The 15,458-nt window shown below is 40.4% G+C and carries 10 protein-coding genes; 3 read left to right on the top strand and 7 right to left on the bottom strand.

Features of this window, described 5'->3' with window-relative positions; genetic code table 11:
• Positions 1-3 precede the first annotated feature (3 nt).
• The 6 genes from KTR07_RS21155 to KTR07_RS21130 all read right to left on the bottom strand — a co-directional run bounded on the left by KTR07_RS21155 (position 4) and on the right by KTR07_RS21130 (position 10,699).
• Positions 4-2,412, bottom strand: coding sequence for an ABC transporter permease (locus KTR07_RS21155; RefSeq protein ID WP_011107499.1), 2,409 nt, complete (start codon positions 2,410-2,412; stop codon positions 4-6).
• Between the two features lie 23 nt (positions 2,413-2,435).
• A complete protein-coding gene (locus KTR07_RS21150; protein ID WP_011107498.1) occupies positions 2,436-4,769 on the bottom strand; it encodes an ABC transporter permease in 2,334 nt (777 codons plus the stop codon).
• A 15-nt stretch (positions 4,770-4,784) separates the two neighbouring features.
• Entirely contained in the window at positions 4,785-7,130 is a 2,346-nt protein-coding gene (locus KTR07_RS21145) for an ABC transporter permease (RefSeq protein ID WP_117577749.1), read from the bottom strand.
• Positions 7,131-7,147: 17 nt separating this feature from the next.
• Entirely contained in the window at positions 7,148-7,822 is a 675-nt protein-coding gene (locus KTR07_RS21140) for an ABC transporter ATP-binding protein (protein ID WP_008761529.1), read from the bottom strand.
• A 104-nt stretch (positions 7,823-7,926) separates the two neighbouring features.
• Complete coding sequence (locus KTR07_RS21135; RefSeq protein ID WP_022472017.1) at positions 7,927-9,177, bottom strand: efflux RND transporter periplasmic adaptor subunit; 1,251 nt, start codon at positions 9,175-9,177, stop codon at positions 7,927-7,929.
• Positions 9,178-9,226: 49 nt separating this feature from the next.
• Positions 9,227-10,699, bottom strand: coding sequence for a TolC family protein (locus KTR07_RS21130; RefSeq protein ID WP_195392712.1), 1,473 nt, complete (start codon positions 10,697-10,699; stop codon positions 9,227-9,229).
• A gap of 214 nt (positions 10,700-10,913) precedes the next feature.
• On the opposite strand from KTR07_RS21130, the gene KTR07_RS21125 reads away from it, so the two are divergent.
• Together KTR07_RS21125 and KTR07_RS21120 are read left to right on the top strand one after the other, a co-directional pair.
• Entirely contained in the window at positions 10,914-12,290 is a 1,377-nt protein-coding gene (locus tag KTR07_RS21125) for a sigma-54 dependent transcriptional regulator (RefSeq protein ID WP_008761525.1), read from the top strand.
• On the top strand, positions 12,287-13,564 hold the full coding sequence (locus KTR07_RS21120) for a PAS domain-containing sensor histidine kinase (RefSeq protein ID WP_055298434.1): 1,278 nt from the start codon (positions 12,287-12,289) through the stop codon (positions 13,562-13,564). Before KTR07_RS21125 ends, KTR07_RS21120 begins: the two co-directional genes overlap by 4 nt.
• Positions 13,565-14,196: 632 nt before the next feature.
• Here KTR07_RS21120 and KTR07_RS21115 read toward each other — a convergent pair.
• The gene (locus tag KTR07_RS21115) at positions 14,197-14,391 is read right to left on the bottom strand and encodes a hypothetical protein (RefSeq protein WP_008761523.1); all 195 of its coding nucleotides are present in this window, start codon (positions 14,389-14,391) and stop codon (positions 14,197-14,199) included.
• Between the two features lie 147 nt (positions 14,392-14,538).
• On the opposite strand from KTR07_RS21115, the gene KTR07_RS21110 reads away from it, so the two are divergent.
• Positions 14,539-15,276: a bifunctional 2-polyprenyl-6-hydroxyphenol methylase/3-demethylubiquinol 3-O-methyltransferase UbiG gene (locus KTR07_RS21110; RefSeq protein ID WP_048692954.1), complete on the top strand. Its 738-nt coding sequence runs from the start codon at positions 14,539-14,541 to the stop codon at positions 15,274-15,276.
• The last annotated feature ends 182 nt before the right edge of the window (positions 15,277-15,458 follow it).

The following is a 15,458-nucleotide window of genomic DNA, read 5'->3' as shown; positions in this document are numbered from 1 at the left end:
ATCTTATTCGTTCTTCATGATCAATGCCGGATTGATGCGGACAGCTTTGCGTACCTGCCAGAGTAATGTACCCAGTGAGATAAGCAAGGTAAGGATGAAGCCTGTCACAAAAATCCCTGCTCCTATCGGAGCTTTCACCGCAAAGTCTTTGGTATAGTCATTAATAATATAATAGACCAAAGGAATAGCGACAGCAAAGGCGGCTCCCAAAATATAAAGATACTTCCTGACCAATAACAAAGCGATCTGTTTGCCGGTAGCTCCGTTCACTTTACGCAATGCAATCTCCCTGTAGCGCTGGCGAATGTCATACAATGACAGCCCGAACAATCCGAGGCAGGAAACGCAGATAGCCAGTCCGGCAAAGGTGACGTAGATGTGGGTTGTTCTCTTGTCATCATCGTACAGTTTTTCAACTTCATCTTCGACGAAGGAGTAATTGAACTCCCCCTCACCCATTACTTCGTTGTGTAGTTCCTTCAAGAATTGAATGGCTTCCTTGCGTTTACCTTCGGCTATTTTAGCCATTAAAGGTTCGGTAGGGTTTTCTCCTTCATCATACAGAATAGCCAGTGATGCATCCCCCATAGATAAGTGTCCGGTCCGGAAGTCTTCTATCACACCTACTACCTGATAAGCAGGATTTTTACTCTCATCTGTCCCCACACTCCACCATAGACGGGATTCGGTTTGCAGTGAAGCTTCATTAATATCTTTTATCCGGAAGAGCTTTCTGGCTGTTTCATTTATCATCATTTTATATTGGGCAAACTGGTCTTTATCATTCCACGTTCTTCCTTCTTTCAGCTTCAGGCCAAACATATTCATGTAATTATTATTAACATACATGATAGCCATTTTATGTTTCTCTCCGTTACTCTCCACATTGACGTATGGTTCCAGATTGATAGGTGCTTCCCCATATCCCCATGAAATGAATAAAGGGCATGCGTCCATCTTCTGTTTAATAACCTGTACCTTATGCCGCTCCAAGTCACGTTCTTTCTGCCATTCTTCATCATTTGCATATCTTCTGTTTTGTGTCTCGAATGACAGGAACTGGCATGAAATGATATTCTTTGCCTGATATCCTAAATCCGCATTCAGCATTGTGTACAACTGGCGAACAAAAAACAATGCGACTACTATCAGACTGAACGTAATGACATATTGAATAAATAAGAATACTGCACGGGAAACAATTGAATTTCCTCCGGCATTTACAGAACGCAAAGAAGTGATCGGAGAAGAATAGTTGTAACGTAAAAAAGGAAAGACAGACGTCACCAACGGCAATACGAATAATAAAATGAGAGACAGCGACAGATCAAAAACGATATCCGGTTTTACAGGAATTGCATATACCGAGGCGAATATCCCGGCTGAAGTTTCGATCAGCATCCAGATGATAAGCAAGGCGGCTGCCACCATATATATATTCTCTACATAAATCTGGATAAATATCTGAAAGCCGCTCGCACCATATACTTTTTTAACACCAAACTCACGTGCCCGCTTTAGAACGATAACCGTGTAGATATTGATAAAATTGAAGACTCCCACCAACAGCAGCATACAAGCCACTACAGTCAGAATCGTCACATGATTGATATTCCCCCGCAAAAAAGAAGCTGCCGAAGGTTCGACAATCTTATTGAAATACAATCCTTTCAAGGGAGTAAGCCCGTACTGTATGGGAGAATGACTGTAACATATTAATGACTGCGGCTTGGAAATCTTTTCATTATACTTTTTCAGGTCTGTTCCGTTTGTCAACCGGACCATGCAGAATCCCATCCGACTCCAGTCTGTATATTTCCCCTGATTCACCGGAGCTATCAGGTCGAATTGTAAAGAAGCCTTGGTACTCGGTTCATCCACAATGCCACGAATGGTAAGTACAGAACCTGACGATGAAGTTAATTGTTTCCCTATCGGGTCTTCGTCACCAAAAATATGCCAGGCATATTTCCGGGTAATAATTGCATCATCCGGTTTCTGAATAGTTTTAATTCCCGAAACTATCGGATAGTCCATCAACTGCAAAAGCAAGCTATCAGTTACCAAAACATTGGCCTGGTAACGGTGATTATCGACTACAATATAATCATCGTCAAAAGAAACACTATAAGAATATGCTTCTACTTCCGGATTCTTTAAAGGGTCTATAAAATTAGGATCATTATTCCTGTCTGTATTATCTGTGATTGAAATGCTGCCATTACTCCTTTGAATAGTCAGCAAGTACAATCGGTCCAGGTCCTTACAGAAATGGTCAACTGTTATCTCCTGATGGATATAGCGTACAATTATCAACGTTGCAGCCACACTGACTGCAAGCCCGATAATATTGATCATCGTGTATATTCTGAAACGGGATAAAGTCCTGATAGCAGATAATTGGTTCTTCATATTGCTTTTATTAAATAATAACGTTATTCACTTTTGATTACTTCTGCCGGGTTCTGTCGGGCAGCTTTCCATACTCTCCAGATGATGCTAAGGAATATTATAAGTAACATACCTGCAAATATGCCTCCATATATCCAAAAGTTTATCGGCGTCTGCTTTACATATCCTTCGAGCCAGTACTTCATGATGAGATAACTTAATGGAAAGGCCATGAATGACGCTATGACAAGTAAAATCAAGTACTCTTTAAAAAATAAGTTCAAAATGACCTTTACACTTGCACCGTTTACTTTCCGGATAGCAATCTCTTTCCGGCGCTGTTCACATGATAACGTCACTAAGGAGAATATGCCAAATACGGCAATCACGATACAGATAAGAGAAACAACACTCAGTAACTTGCTTAATGTGTTTTCTGACTTCATGTATTCATTATAGGTATCTTCCATATTTATCAAGTTCAATACCGCATCCATATTGTCCTTATGCGCCTCTTCCTGCAGTTTTTGGTATACTGTCTTCCATGTACCTTCTTTAAATTTAAAAAGAAAGGGCCCTCTGTTTCCGTTGCCCGGATTATCCTTCGGCAAAAAGAATACAGCCGGAATCACTGGATAAATCGGAGCATTATAATATATATCTCTGATAACACCTTTCACTGTGCAAACTTCATTCAGATATATCTTTTTACCTATCGGTTGAGACCATCCGAAAGCTTTTACGGCAGCTTCATTGATTACCACTACTCCTTGTCCGTCTTTTTCATCCAACATATCACCTTCTATAACGTCTATCTGAAAGAAATCAACATAATCCTGATTGATTGTTTCATTCTCTAATTTGATTCGTTGTTCTTTATCAGTCTGTCCTTCCCATTCCCTCAATTCATAAGAAGAAAATGACGATTTAGGAATAGGACTGGAAAAACCACATAAACATTCTGTTACATCAGGCATCTGCTTTAGTATCTCTTTGAAAGGAGTATTTTCAAATCCATAAATAGAAAGAATGGCTCCCACATTATGTTTCTCCAATCCCAATTCTTTGGAATTTTGCAGAAAATTGAGTTGCTTCATCATGACCAAAGTGCAGAACACAAAACCAATACTTATAAAAAGCTGGAATAAAATGCTACCTTTATAAAACCAGCCGGAAAGATGAAGATTTGATTTGTGATTGATACTATCGAGCAATGTCCGCTTGTTGACATAGCGCACAAGTATAGCTGCAAAACCCATTGTTATCAGTAACAATAATAATATATATACAAACACTTCACTATAAAAGTATGAAGTACTCTCATCGATTTGCGACAACTCCTTAAAAACAGGCAGAATTAACTCTATCATCATGATTCCCAAGCCTAATGACAGCACAAGCAACAAGATCAATTCTGAAAGGAGTAATGAAAGAAGATTGCCATTGGAGGCTCCATTCACTTTTCGTAGTGCCAATTCGCGCTTGCGCATTCGGATACGGGTTACAAGCATTGTTAAATAGTTACATAATCCGCAAATAATAACCAAAGCTCCAATGCAAGCAAAAAGACGAACATGATTCAATTTGACATTGATATCCTCCCTCGGATGAGTACTCCTCAATGTTGATAACGGAGCTATAGGAGTAGATATAACCGGGCTATATGAGTCCAGTTGTATTTTATATTTCGCCAGTCTCTTCTCTACAGCTTCTACATCACTATTCGGATAGATACGGAAAAGAGTATGGCATTGCTGTCTTCCCCAATCCGGATCTCGGTCTTTATATGGTAACAAAATATCAAAAGGATACATGGAATGTCCTTCCCATGATTTTACTACTGCGACAATCGTCATTTCAGCATTTCCTCTGTCAGGAAATAGCAATTGTTTGCCTATCGGGGATTCTTCTCCGAATATTTTTTTGGCGGTTTTATCCGTAATGGCAACTTGTTTATCCCCCAGTCTCAAACGATTATCGCCATCTATCGCAATGATATTAAACATTGAAATAAAGTTAGAATCAACTTCCAACTGGTATGTATGATATACATTCTTCTCATGTTCAATGGAAGTTATACCTCCATTATATATATGGCAAGCATTCTCCACCTCCGGACAGTTTTTCTTTATATAATCAGCCAACAAACTGGATGAATAATAAGAAAATCCGTCTCCCTGCAAATCAAATTTATTACCTGCCAAGTAGATGCGCTCCGCCCCTTCATGAAACGTATCGTATGTCATTTCATAACGTATCCATAGGGCAGACAATGCAAAACAGGTGAAACCAATTGCCAAGCCGACTATACTTACAATACTCTGCGTCTTGTACTTGATCAGATTGCGAAAAGCTATTTTTAAATAATGATATATCATGACATTGTGTTTATGTTATTCACTCTTGATAATTTCTGCCGGATTCTGCCGGGCAGCTTTCCATACTCTCCAAATGATGCTAAGCAAAAGAATAATAGCTATCACAACAAAGATACTTATATATACCCAGCCATCTATCGATGTTTGTCTCACGTAGCTGTCGATCCATCTCCTCATTACAACATATCCTGTGGGGAATGCAATAACGGCAGCTATGATCAATAACAATAAATATTCCTGGAAGAACATCTGCAGGATATGATGGATTTGCGCTCCGTTCACCTTACGTATAGCAATCTCTTTCTGACGCTGTTCACAAGACAGCGTTACCAATGAGAAAACTCCGAATACAGAAATAATGACGCAAACCAATGATACAAAACTCAATAATTTCATCAGTGCATCTTCGGAGCGGAGGTACTTGTTATATTCCTCTTCTTCATTAAACAATCGCATATACGCATTCGGAAATTCCTCTCTGTACAGTTTCTCTATGGTCGCACGACATTCATTCCACGTGCCCTCTCTAAATTTAAACAGAATGCTGGCACGATTCAACAGATAATCTTGCGCTTTAGGATGCTGAAAAGCAATCAGTCCCGGTTCACTCGTAGGAGAACGATAGCTAAAGTTCCTGACTACTCCGACAACCTTATATAGGCTACGCTGACCATTATATTCATGATAGAAACTTTTGCCCAAAGCCCGTTTCCATCCAAATTTACGGCATGTATTTTCATCTATCACTACTTCATTTTCTTGATTCTTGTCCGATATAAACTCGCCTTCCAATAAATTCAATTTATAGAATTCAAAGAATTCTTCTTTAGCAGGCATCATACCAACTGTTAAAGGTTCTTCAACCGCTTTCGACGAATCATCCCAGTTGTTTATTTCGACATACATCATCGGTCCTGTAGGAATAATCGGGAAATACGAAGGGGGTAAAGCCTCTGTCACCATGGGCAAAGTAGCTATCTTCGCCGACCATTGCTTAATATCACCATTCCATAAGGCTACATTACCGACATTATGACGTTCCATTCCTAAGTCCGTATTTTTCAGAAAATAGAGTTGCTTCATCATAACAGCCGCACAGAAGATAAAAGCAAGACTGACAACTAACTGCATGATAATTCCTATCTTACGAAACAAATAAGGTCTGGTAGCTACCGCTTTTCCTTTTATCGCTTCCTGCAATGTCCGACGGCGAAAATAAGATAAAGGCATCTGTGCAAACAGGAAAGACAGAATGATTACAATCAAAAGATATGCAATGATCTCTCCATAATATACACTGGCCTCTATCTGTGTGAAGTTCAGGAAGCCGGACAGACTCACCTCTATCATCAACAGTCCGCATAACAGGGCGATACATAGAATCAACAACAGTTCAATGGCAAACTGCACCGATAAAGATGTATTACTTGCACCATTTACTTTACGAAGCGCCATTTCACTACTACGCATGCAAAGCCGACTGATATAAAGCGTCAGGTAATTGAATAAGGAACAAATAATGACCAATCCGCCTGCTAAAGAGAAATAGAAAATATAACTGAAGGAGATAACTACCTCTACTTTAGAAACATAATCCGAATAACGCAAAGCCGAAATGGGCGTGATCAGAAGCTTCACAAGTTCGCTCTCTTTGGGAATATCCAAGATATCAATGTCTTCCATCTTCTTTTGAAAAGTATCCCTATCCACTCCTGCGCGAACACGGATAAACAGTTGTTCTCCCTTACTACTCCAGCGTGGATAGCGCCTTGCCGAACTCAATACACTATACGGTATATTGGAATGACGGGACCATCCGCTCACAATGGCGCCTATCTTACGGGGACGTCCGCTCAGTTCTACTTCTTTCCCCAAAGCATCCTCTTCACTGCCAAAAAGCTTTCGGGCAAACTCTTCCGTAATGGCGATTTCCGGATCATTTTCTTTCAGGAAGTTGACTGTTCCTTTCAGCAGCCGTATATTGAAAAAGTTCATGAAAACAGAATCTGCTGTAGCCATTACTACCTCCTGTTCATTATCTCCCATACGGAATTTCATATCCCGATATATGGAAGTGGAAGCAGTAGCTTCTATCTCCGGCATTTTCTCCTGTAAATAGTTTGCCAAAGGGTAAGGAGTAACATTGGATGTACTACCAGGGGAATCAGTATAATGCGCACGTACCATATAGATACGGTCGGCTCCGTTATGGAAAGTATCGTAAGTCATTTCATAACGAATCCATAAGACAGACAGCGCAAAACAAGTGAAACCAACAGCTAATCCAATGATACTGACAAGGCTCTGTGTCTTGTACTTTACCAAATTGCGAAAGGCTACTTTCAAATAGTGTTTAATCATGGTACTTTATGAATATATTACATACTGACTTCCGTTACTACCTGTCCGTCAAACAAATTAATGATACGGTCGGCATAACCGGCATCGTGCTGTGAATGTGTTACCATCACAATAGTGGTTCCTTCCTTATTTAGTTCACTCAATAGCCCCATCACTTCTTTACCGTTCTTTGAGTCCAGATTACCGGTAGGCTCATCGGCCAGGATCAACTTAGGATTGGCAACTACTGCACGGGCAATAGCAACACGCTGCTGCTGACCTCCGGAAAGTTGTTGCGGGAAGTGTTTGCTGCGATGTGTGATAGCCATTCGTTCCATAGCAGTCTCCACTCTCTTTTTACGTTCGGAAGCTGAGATACCCATGTAAAGCAAAGGCAATTCAATATTTTCATAAACATTCAATTCATCTATCAGATTGAAGCTTTGAAAGACGAAACCGATCACTCCTTTACGAAGGCTGGTACGCTGTGACTCTGTGTACTTGGAAACTTCTGTTCCATTGAGGTAATATTCCCCTCCTGTCGGATTGTCCAATAACCCAAGAATATTGAGCAATGTTGACTTTCCACAACCGGAAGGTCCCATAATGGCAACGAACTCTCCTTGCTTCACCTCGATACTTACATTATTCAACGCCCAAGTTTCCACTTCTTCGGTCTTGAAAATCTTCTGTAAATTAATTGTCTTGATCATAATTGTAATATTTAAAAGTTATTGTGTTTATTCGTTTTTATGAGAAATAAATCGGTTCCTTAATAAATTACCAACCGTATTATCTTCATAATATTATATATTCCTTATTTCAATATCAACTCCTCTGCATCGCCAAAGGTATCATATCCTGTCGTAATTACCCAATCTCCCGTCTGCAAACCTTCCGTAATTTCGTACTGCTGCGGATTCTGCCGCCCAATACTTAATGGTACACGGATTGCTTTTGTCTTCGAAGCATTCACTTTGTAAATCCATTGTCCTCCTGTAGACTGATAGAAATTACCCCGTGGAATAATAAGCGCCCGTTCCGGCTGACCTAATTCAATCTGTACACGGAAGCTTTTGCCAACTCTGACATTATCGGGCATATCGCCGGTAAAGACAAGATCGACATCAAACATACGGTCTTTTACTTCAGGGACGACTTTCGTTATTTTCAGCGGATATTTCTTTCCCTGATAATTGACGGTAGCAGGCAGTCCGGTAGTGATCCTGTCAATGTAATATTCGCTTAGCGAAGTATGTATCTTATACTGATCGAGTACCTTTATTTCGGCAATGCTTTCGCCGGAAGAAACCTGCTGCCCCGGAGTAACCCTGACAAAGCTTAGTTGCCCTTTTATAGGAGCCGTCACCACCAGGTTATTCAATCGCTCATGAGTACGTTCATATTTCTTGCGCTCCCGTTCACGGTCATTGCGAATCAGTTCTTTACGAATCATCGTAACAGCCGAATCATGTCGCAGGCTTTCTTGTTGCAATGCCGCGTTTTTTAGTTTGTAGTTATATTCATCTTCGGCTACTTGTAGTTGAGCCTTACTCTTTACTCCCATCTGAAACTCTTCCCGATCAAGGGCAATGCTCTTTTTCAGTCGTTCCAGTTCATAATTATTCGTCAGAGCCTGCTGCTTCAGATTAAGACTTTTCTGTTCCATCTCAATCTCCTGTTCCTGATAGGTAATCATTTGCTTTTCCCATTCGTCACGCTGGTCTTCAATGCTGCGAAGCAGGTCTGGATTGGAAAGGACGATAATGGTATCCCCCTGATGGAGCAGACTCCCTTCCTCACCAACGATGCTTTCAACGCTTCCCGCTTCGCGGGTATTGATTTTGATAGTCAGTATAGGCTGAATCAGTCCCTCCACATCTACATATTCCATAAAATTATCCTCTTTCACTTCCGCTATCTGAATATTTTCGGCATCAATACGTAATTTTCGGGGGCCTAATGACAGAACAATTACATAAATCAGAAAGGCAGCAAACAAAAGTCCGCCTATCAGATAGTATCTGTATCGAATGTACCAAGGTTTCTTTTCTAATTTTATATCCATGACTTTATCAGGTATTTTATATTTTTATTTATTAAAGCTAAGTAAGTTGCTATTCTATAAGAAGATTGTAATCTTCTGTCAATAGCATATTCCGTTCAAAATCGTAAAGTGTCATACTTCGAAGTGTGTAATATAAGCTCCAATAATTGTACAAAGCCGATACGTAATTACGGCGGGCACTATCTTTCTCGGCAATGGAAGCATTCAGATCAAGGATAGTGGATTTTCCCAGTATATAAAGTTTGCGGGCAACTTCATTTCTTCGTTGAGCCGTTTCATCTGTACGGGCAGCGATACGTACCCGTTGTGTTTGCAGATTAAATTGTTTCACCAGTTTGCGGACATTCAATTCAAAATCCGTCCGATTTTGCTCCACTTGCGTATATACTAGATCACGATTGGAACGGGCTACCCGCACTTGTCCTTTCCCTCTTCCCCAATCTAAAATAGGAAGAGCGATACTCAGACTTACATATTGCTGGTCTAACAGATTCCGATAAGCATCCGGCAACTTTTCGGCAGTCTGCGTCAGTCCGAAACGGAGATAAATATCTGCTTTCAGCCCCGCATTGGCACGGGCTCTTGCCACAGCACTCTCGCTTTCCAGTTTTCTTCGTTTCATCGTCTGTATATCCGGACTATTTTCGTATGCCAATGCCAATGCTTCATCCAGATTGACACTGAAATCCGGCACTTGGGAGTTGATACGCACACGAAGTTCCCGATCTTCCTGAATGCCCAGATAAGAACGAAGTTCCTGCATGCAATTATCCATTTCTATACGGGCATTCATACGATTTGTTTCTTCGGTCAGACGATTCAATTCTAACTGCAGCATTTCATTCTCTGTGATCGTGCCTATATTGTAGCGCCCCTGAGCGTAACGATAGAGCGTGTCGGCATTTGTATAATTGAAAGAAGCAATATCGTAATTACTTTGAGCGGTAGCCAAAGCGAAGAATTTATTAATTGCATTGGCGGAAACAAGTTCCAGTGTTTCCACATAACTTTTCTTGGCTTCCTGATAGCGTACCGGTTCTATACGTTTATCCCATTTCAGACTATTATAACCAAAAAGCGACTGGCGATATCCTATCATGACAGGAGAAGTTTGCCATGAGTATTTATGTTCGCTGAACAAGTCCATACGTTGCGCAGATGTTTCGAGAAAAAGAGAACCTCCGGTCCAGGGAATATTCTGCGACAGGTTCAAAGTCAGATCGGTATTCAACAGATTTTGCTCGACAAACTTAACGGAACCGTCCCCCATTGTAATCTTATTGATGGCACGATTCAGATTAGGATCGGATGACAAACTCAAAGATGGCAAATAGTTAGCCCGATAATATTGGTAGTTCCAGTAAGCCGAACGAAAACTATGTCGTGCAGTCTGTGCATCAGGTGATTCCAGACGGGCTATTTTCACCACCTGCTCCAACGACATCTCCATTGTTTGATTTTGAGCAGCCAGCAGTTCAGTCGACAGGATTCCGAGTGTTATATAGAGTATTTTCAGATTCATTCTTAGATTTATTTGTTATTTACTATTCAAAACCTGTGCCATTCTTATATTTCATTATAATTCAGCTATTTACATTTACCACACTATTACAAGCAGCGTGCAAATACGCACAAATTTAGTGCGCAATCGCACATACAACACATGATTATTATCCATATCTTTGCCCTTGCATTAAAACTTTAGGATAAGTAACGAATCATATACCCCATACCCTATGGATGAAGTCAACAAACTAGGAAAGATACTCATTGTAGATGATAACGAAGATGTGCTCTTTGCCCTCAATCTACTACTCGAACCCTATACGGAAAAGATAAAGGTAGCTACCACTCCCGACCGGATTGAGCATTTTATGACTACCTTTCAGCCCGATCTTATCTTATTAGATATGAATTTCAGCCGTGATGCAATTAGCGGTCAGGAAGGTTTTGAAAGTCTGAAGCAGATTTTGCAGATTGATCCGCAAGCTATTGTCATCTTCATGACTGCATATGCGGATACAGATAAAGCTGTACGGGCCATTAAAGCCGGTGCAACAGATTTTATCCCCAAACCTTGGGAGAAGGAGAAATTGCTGGCTACTCTCACCTCCGGTATGCGTCTGCGCCAATCTCAACGGGAGGTAAACATCTTAAAAGAGCAAGTAGAAGCACTCAGCGGACAAAGTTCTCCGGAAGGGGACATTATCGGAGAATCTCCGGTCATGCAGGAAGTATTCGCAACCATAAACAAACTTAGCAGTACAGATGCCAACATTCTGATTTTGGGAGAAAACGGAACGGGAAAAGACGTGATTGCCCGACTGTTATACCGCTGTTCCCCCCGATACGGCAAACCTTTTGTCACCATCGACCTGGGAAGTATCCCCGAACAACTTTTCGAAAGTGAACTGTTCGGATTTGAAAAAGGAGCTTTCACCGATGCTAAAAAGTCAAAAGCCGGACGGATGGAAGTTGCCACCAATGGTACTTTATTCCTTGATGAAATCGGTAATCTTTCGCTTCCCATGCAATCGAAGCTGCTCACTGCGATCGAAAAACGGCAGATCAGCCGCTTAGGAAGCACACAGGCCGTGCCTATTGATGTTCGTCTGATTTGCGCAACGAATGCGGATATTCGCCGTATGGTGGATGAAGGAAGTTTCCGTCAGGACTTACTCTATCGTATTAACACAATTGAAATACATATTCCCCCGCTCCGCGAACGTGGGAATGATATCATTCTGCTTGCCGAATATTTTCTGGACCGTTATGCACGCAAATATAAAAAAGAAATGCGTGGCTTGACACGGGAAGCCAAAAATAAGTTATTGAAATATACGTGGCCGGGCAATGTACGGGAGTTGCAACATACAATGGAACGTGTCGTAATATTGGGAGACGGTTCTTTGTTAAAACCCGAAAACTTCCAGTTCCACGTCACCCCCAAGCAAAAAAAGGAAGAAGAAATTGTTTTGAACCTTGAACAACTGGAACGGCAAACCATTGAAAAAGCAATGAAACTTAGTGAAGGGAATATCTCACGTGCTGCCGACTATTTAGGCATTACCCGCTTTGCCTTATATCGCAAACTTGAAAAACTAGGCTTATGAGACGATTTGCATTCAGAGTGATTTTACATATCTTACTGATAGTATTGTTTTCTATCAGTAGCTACCTGTTATTTCAAAAGCAGTTATGGTTCAGCACTACTATCTGCATTATATTGCTGATAACCACGGCTATACACCTTTACCGTATGCAGTTCAAACAAATTGCCCTATTGCGACGACTGACAGACGGCCTCCGCTATAATGACATGATGCAAACTTTCCATCCACCTTTCAAAAACAAAATAATGAATGAATGGGCGGAAGAACTTTCGGATACTTTAAAAGATTTTCGGGGAAGATTGCTGGCAGAAGAGATCAAGCACCAATACTACGAGAACTTATTGAACAAAGTTGATACGGCAGTGCTTGTTGTCGATAAAGCCGGACATATAGAATGGATGAATCAGGCGGCCGTTATCCACTTAGGACAAATATCACAATTGCCGGAAACATTGCTGAAAGCTTCTGTTGCCCATGACACCCCCGTCATCCGTATCGAACAAAATAGCACTGTGCTGGAAATGGCCATATCACGCACTACATTTGCCACTCAAGGTAGAGAACAGCAGTTAATCAGTTTAAAAAACATTCATTCTGTATTGGAACGCAATGAAATGGAAGCCTGGCAAAAGCTGATACGCGTGCTGACTCATGAAATCATGAACTCTATCACACCAATCATTTCTCTTTCGGAAACATTAAGCGAGAGAGGAATCCCCAGTCAACTGGGAGAAAAAGAATATTCTGTTATGCTGCAAGCCATGCAGACCATTCACAGAAGAAGCAAAGGATTACTGGAATTTGTAGAGAACTATCGTCGGCTCACACGAATCCCTGCTCCTATTCGTACACAAATTTCTATTGCGGAATTATTCACGGATTTAAAGAAATTATTTCCGGAAGAAGAGTTTCAGTTTGAGGTTCCCTCACCCGAACTGAAATTAAATGTGGACCGAACACAAATAGAACAGATTCTTATTAATCTGCTGAAAAATGCCCGTGAAGCATGCAGTCGAAAATCAGATAAGAAGATTCAGGTAAAAGCAAGAAAACTTTCTGCCGGAAATACGACATTAACGATATCTGATAATGGAGAAGGTATTCTGCCCGATGTGCTGGATAAAATATTTGTTCCTTTCTTTACCACCAAAACATCCGGTTCGGGTATCGGATTAAGTTTATGCAAGCAAATCATGACTTTGCATGAAGGAAGTATTAATGTTAAGTCGGAAGTGGGTAAAGGAAGCAGTTTTATCCTTACTTTTCCTAAATAAGAGCCTTTGATATTTGCATCTTGATGTGCTATTCTTAAGATTACGTCGAAAAATTATTGTACCAAAAGCAACAAACCAGAAAATAAACTGCATAAATAAATGCAATAATATACGAAAACGCAGCCTAATATTGCATAAAACGGCATAATATATACATCTTTTCGTATGTACAAAACACTTATTGGCTTAAAAGGAACACCTCGTTGGTTTTAAACCAACGCTACCTTGCTCACCGAGGAACCTATTTTTCATTAATGGGAAAGAGATAAAAAGGCGATTCGGTGCTTATTTTCATCTGATTTATTAGAATTATAAGCAAGGTAAGAAGTAGCATAATGATTATCCTTAAGCCATTCATCCAGCTTAATGATCAACAACAAGGGAAAGAGCAGTTCAAGTCGATCAGTATATCAGACAATTAATGAAATTATGTACTTCCCTATTTAAAAATGCAGGCGTTTATTGATTCTTAGCTTATGACAGATGTAATTATAGCCCTTCCTGCCTGTTTAAATATTCTTTTTTTCAGAATGATCGTTTTTTCACTAAACGAATAGACTAATCTGAGTCCGGTATAGCCCGAATATTCATTAAGCCTGCTGATCGTCTACTTAAAATAGCAGAGGACTCAATCATCCTCTGCTACCCAAACTATTTGTATCAGGATTCAACTCCTTTACAGCATCTTTTACCGCTTTCTGGGTCGGTTTACGGTAAGTTTCCGCTTGTTGTACCGGAACAATCTCATTGACCATTCTTTCATATCCTTTTTGTTCTAACAAATGAACTTCCTTTTCATTCGTTTCTTTTTGTTTTTCCGTTTTCATATGGCTTTTTTATTTTTAGTTTTCTACTTTGAAAACAGAAAACAGCAAAAGATGGTTCATCCTATCTGATTTTATTTTCAGTTAATTCGTCCCAATAATCGCATAAATGCATATATTTGCCCATCTAATATGAACCTCATTGAAGTTATGAAAGAAAATAAATATGACGACGACCGCTTCTTCAGCCAATATGCTCAAATGTCACGCTCTGTAGAGGGATTACAAGGTGCCGGAGAATGGCATATATTACAGAAAATGCTACCGGACTTTACAGACAAGAGAGTACTGGACTTAGGCTGCGGATTTGGCTGGCACTGTATCTATGCCATCGAACATGGAGCAAAGTGTGTTACAGGAATTGATATTTCCGGGAAGATGCTGGAAGAAGCTCAAAAAAGAAATTCTTCACCACTCATCGAATATAAATGTATGGCAATCGAGGATTTCGACTTTCAACCGGATACTTATGATATCGTAATCAGTTCCTTGACCTTTCATTATCTGGAATCTTTTATTAATATATGCCGTAAAGTCAACAGCTGCCTCACAGCAGGAGGTTCTTTTGTTTTTTCAGTAGAGCATCCGATATTCACAGCCTATGGTAATCAGGATTGGTATTACGACCAAGATGGAAAACGTGCTCACTGGCCTGTAGACCGCTACTTCAGTGAAGGCAAACGTACTGCTATTTTTTTAGGAGAAGAAGTCGTGAAGTATCATAAGACTTTAACTACATATATTAATAGTCTTCTTCAGACCGGATTTGAAATTTGTGAATTGATAGAGCCCCAACCGAGTGAAATGATGCTGGATACTATTCCGGAAATGCAAGACGAACTTCGGCGTCCAATGATGCTTCTTATTTCTGCCAAGAAAAAAAGTTGACTTGCAAACAGATGAATTTCAGTCGATTGTAATTTAATCAATAAAAAACATTCATTTAGTTATTGATAATTAAAAAATACTCCCTATCTTTGCACCGCTTTTGAAAAGAACAACCCTTTAAAAGTAGCGGGGTGTAGCGCAGTCCGGTTAGCGCACCTGCTTTGGGAGCAGGGGGTCGTGGG

The organism is Bacteroides sp. MSK.20.82 (assembly GCF_019052485.1).
In the GTDB taxonomy this organism is placed as follows: domain Bacteria; phylum Bacteroidota; class Bacteroidia; order Bacteroidales; family Bacteroidaceae; genus Bacteroides; species Bacteroides thetaiotaomicron.
The sequence above is the reverse complement of the archived record's forward strand: the minus strand, read 5'-3'. Positions and strand labels throughout refer to the sequence as shown.

What these genes read in the sequence shown, in the direction of transcription:
- KTR07_RS21155 (WP_011107499.1), bottom strand. Translation starts at nt 2,412, where the DNA reads ATGAAGAACCAATTATCTGCTATCAGGACTTTATCCCGTTTCAGAATA.
- KTR07_RS21150 (WP_011107498.1), bottom strand. Translation starts at nt 4,769, where the DNA reads ATGATATATCATTATTTAAAAATAGCTTTTCGCAATCTGATCAAGTAC.
- KTR07_RS21145 (WP_117577749.1), bottom strand. Translation starts at nt 7,130, where the DNA reads ATGATTAAACACTATTTGAAAGTAGCCTTTCGCAATTTGGTAAAGTAC.
- KTR07_RS21140 (WP_008761529.1), bottom strand. Translation starts at nt 7,822, where the DNA reads ATGATCAAGACAATTAATTTACAGAAGATTTTCAAGACCGAAGAAGTG.
- KTR07_RS21135 (WP_022472017.1), bottom strand. Translation starts at nt 9,177, where the DNA reads ATGGATATAAAATTAGAAAAGAAACCTTGGTACATTCGATACAGATAC.
- KTR07_RS21130 (WP_195392712.1), bottom strand. Translation starts at nt 10,699, where the DNA reads ATGAATCTGAAAATACTCTATATAACACTCGGAATCCTGTCGACTGAA.
- KTR07_RS21125 (WP_008761525.1), top strand. Translation starts at nt 10,914, where the DNA reads ATGGATGAAGTCAACAAACTAGGAAAGATACTCATTGTAGATGATAAC.
- KTR07_RS21120 (WP_055298434.1), top strand. Translation starts at nt 12,287, where the DNA reads ATGAGACGATTTGCATTCAGAGTGATTTTACATATCTTACTGATAGTA.
- KTR07_RS21115 (WP_008761523.1), bottom strand. Translation starts at nt 14,391, where the DNA reads ATGAAAACGGAAAAACAAAAAGAAACGAATGAAAAGGAAGTTCATTTG.
- KTR07_RS21110 (WP_048692954.1), top strand. Translation starts at nt 14,539, where the DNA reads ATGAAAGAAAATAAATATGACGACGACCGCTTCTTCAGCCAATATGCT.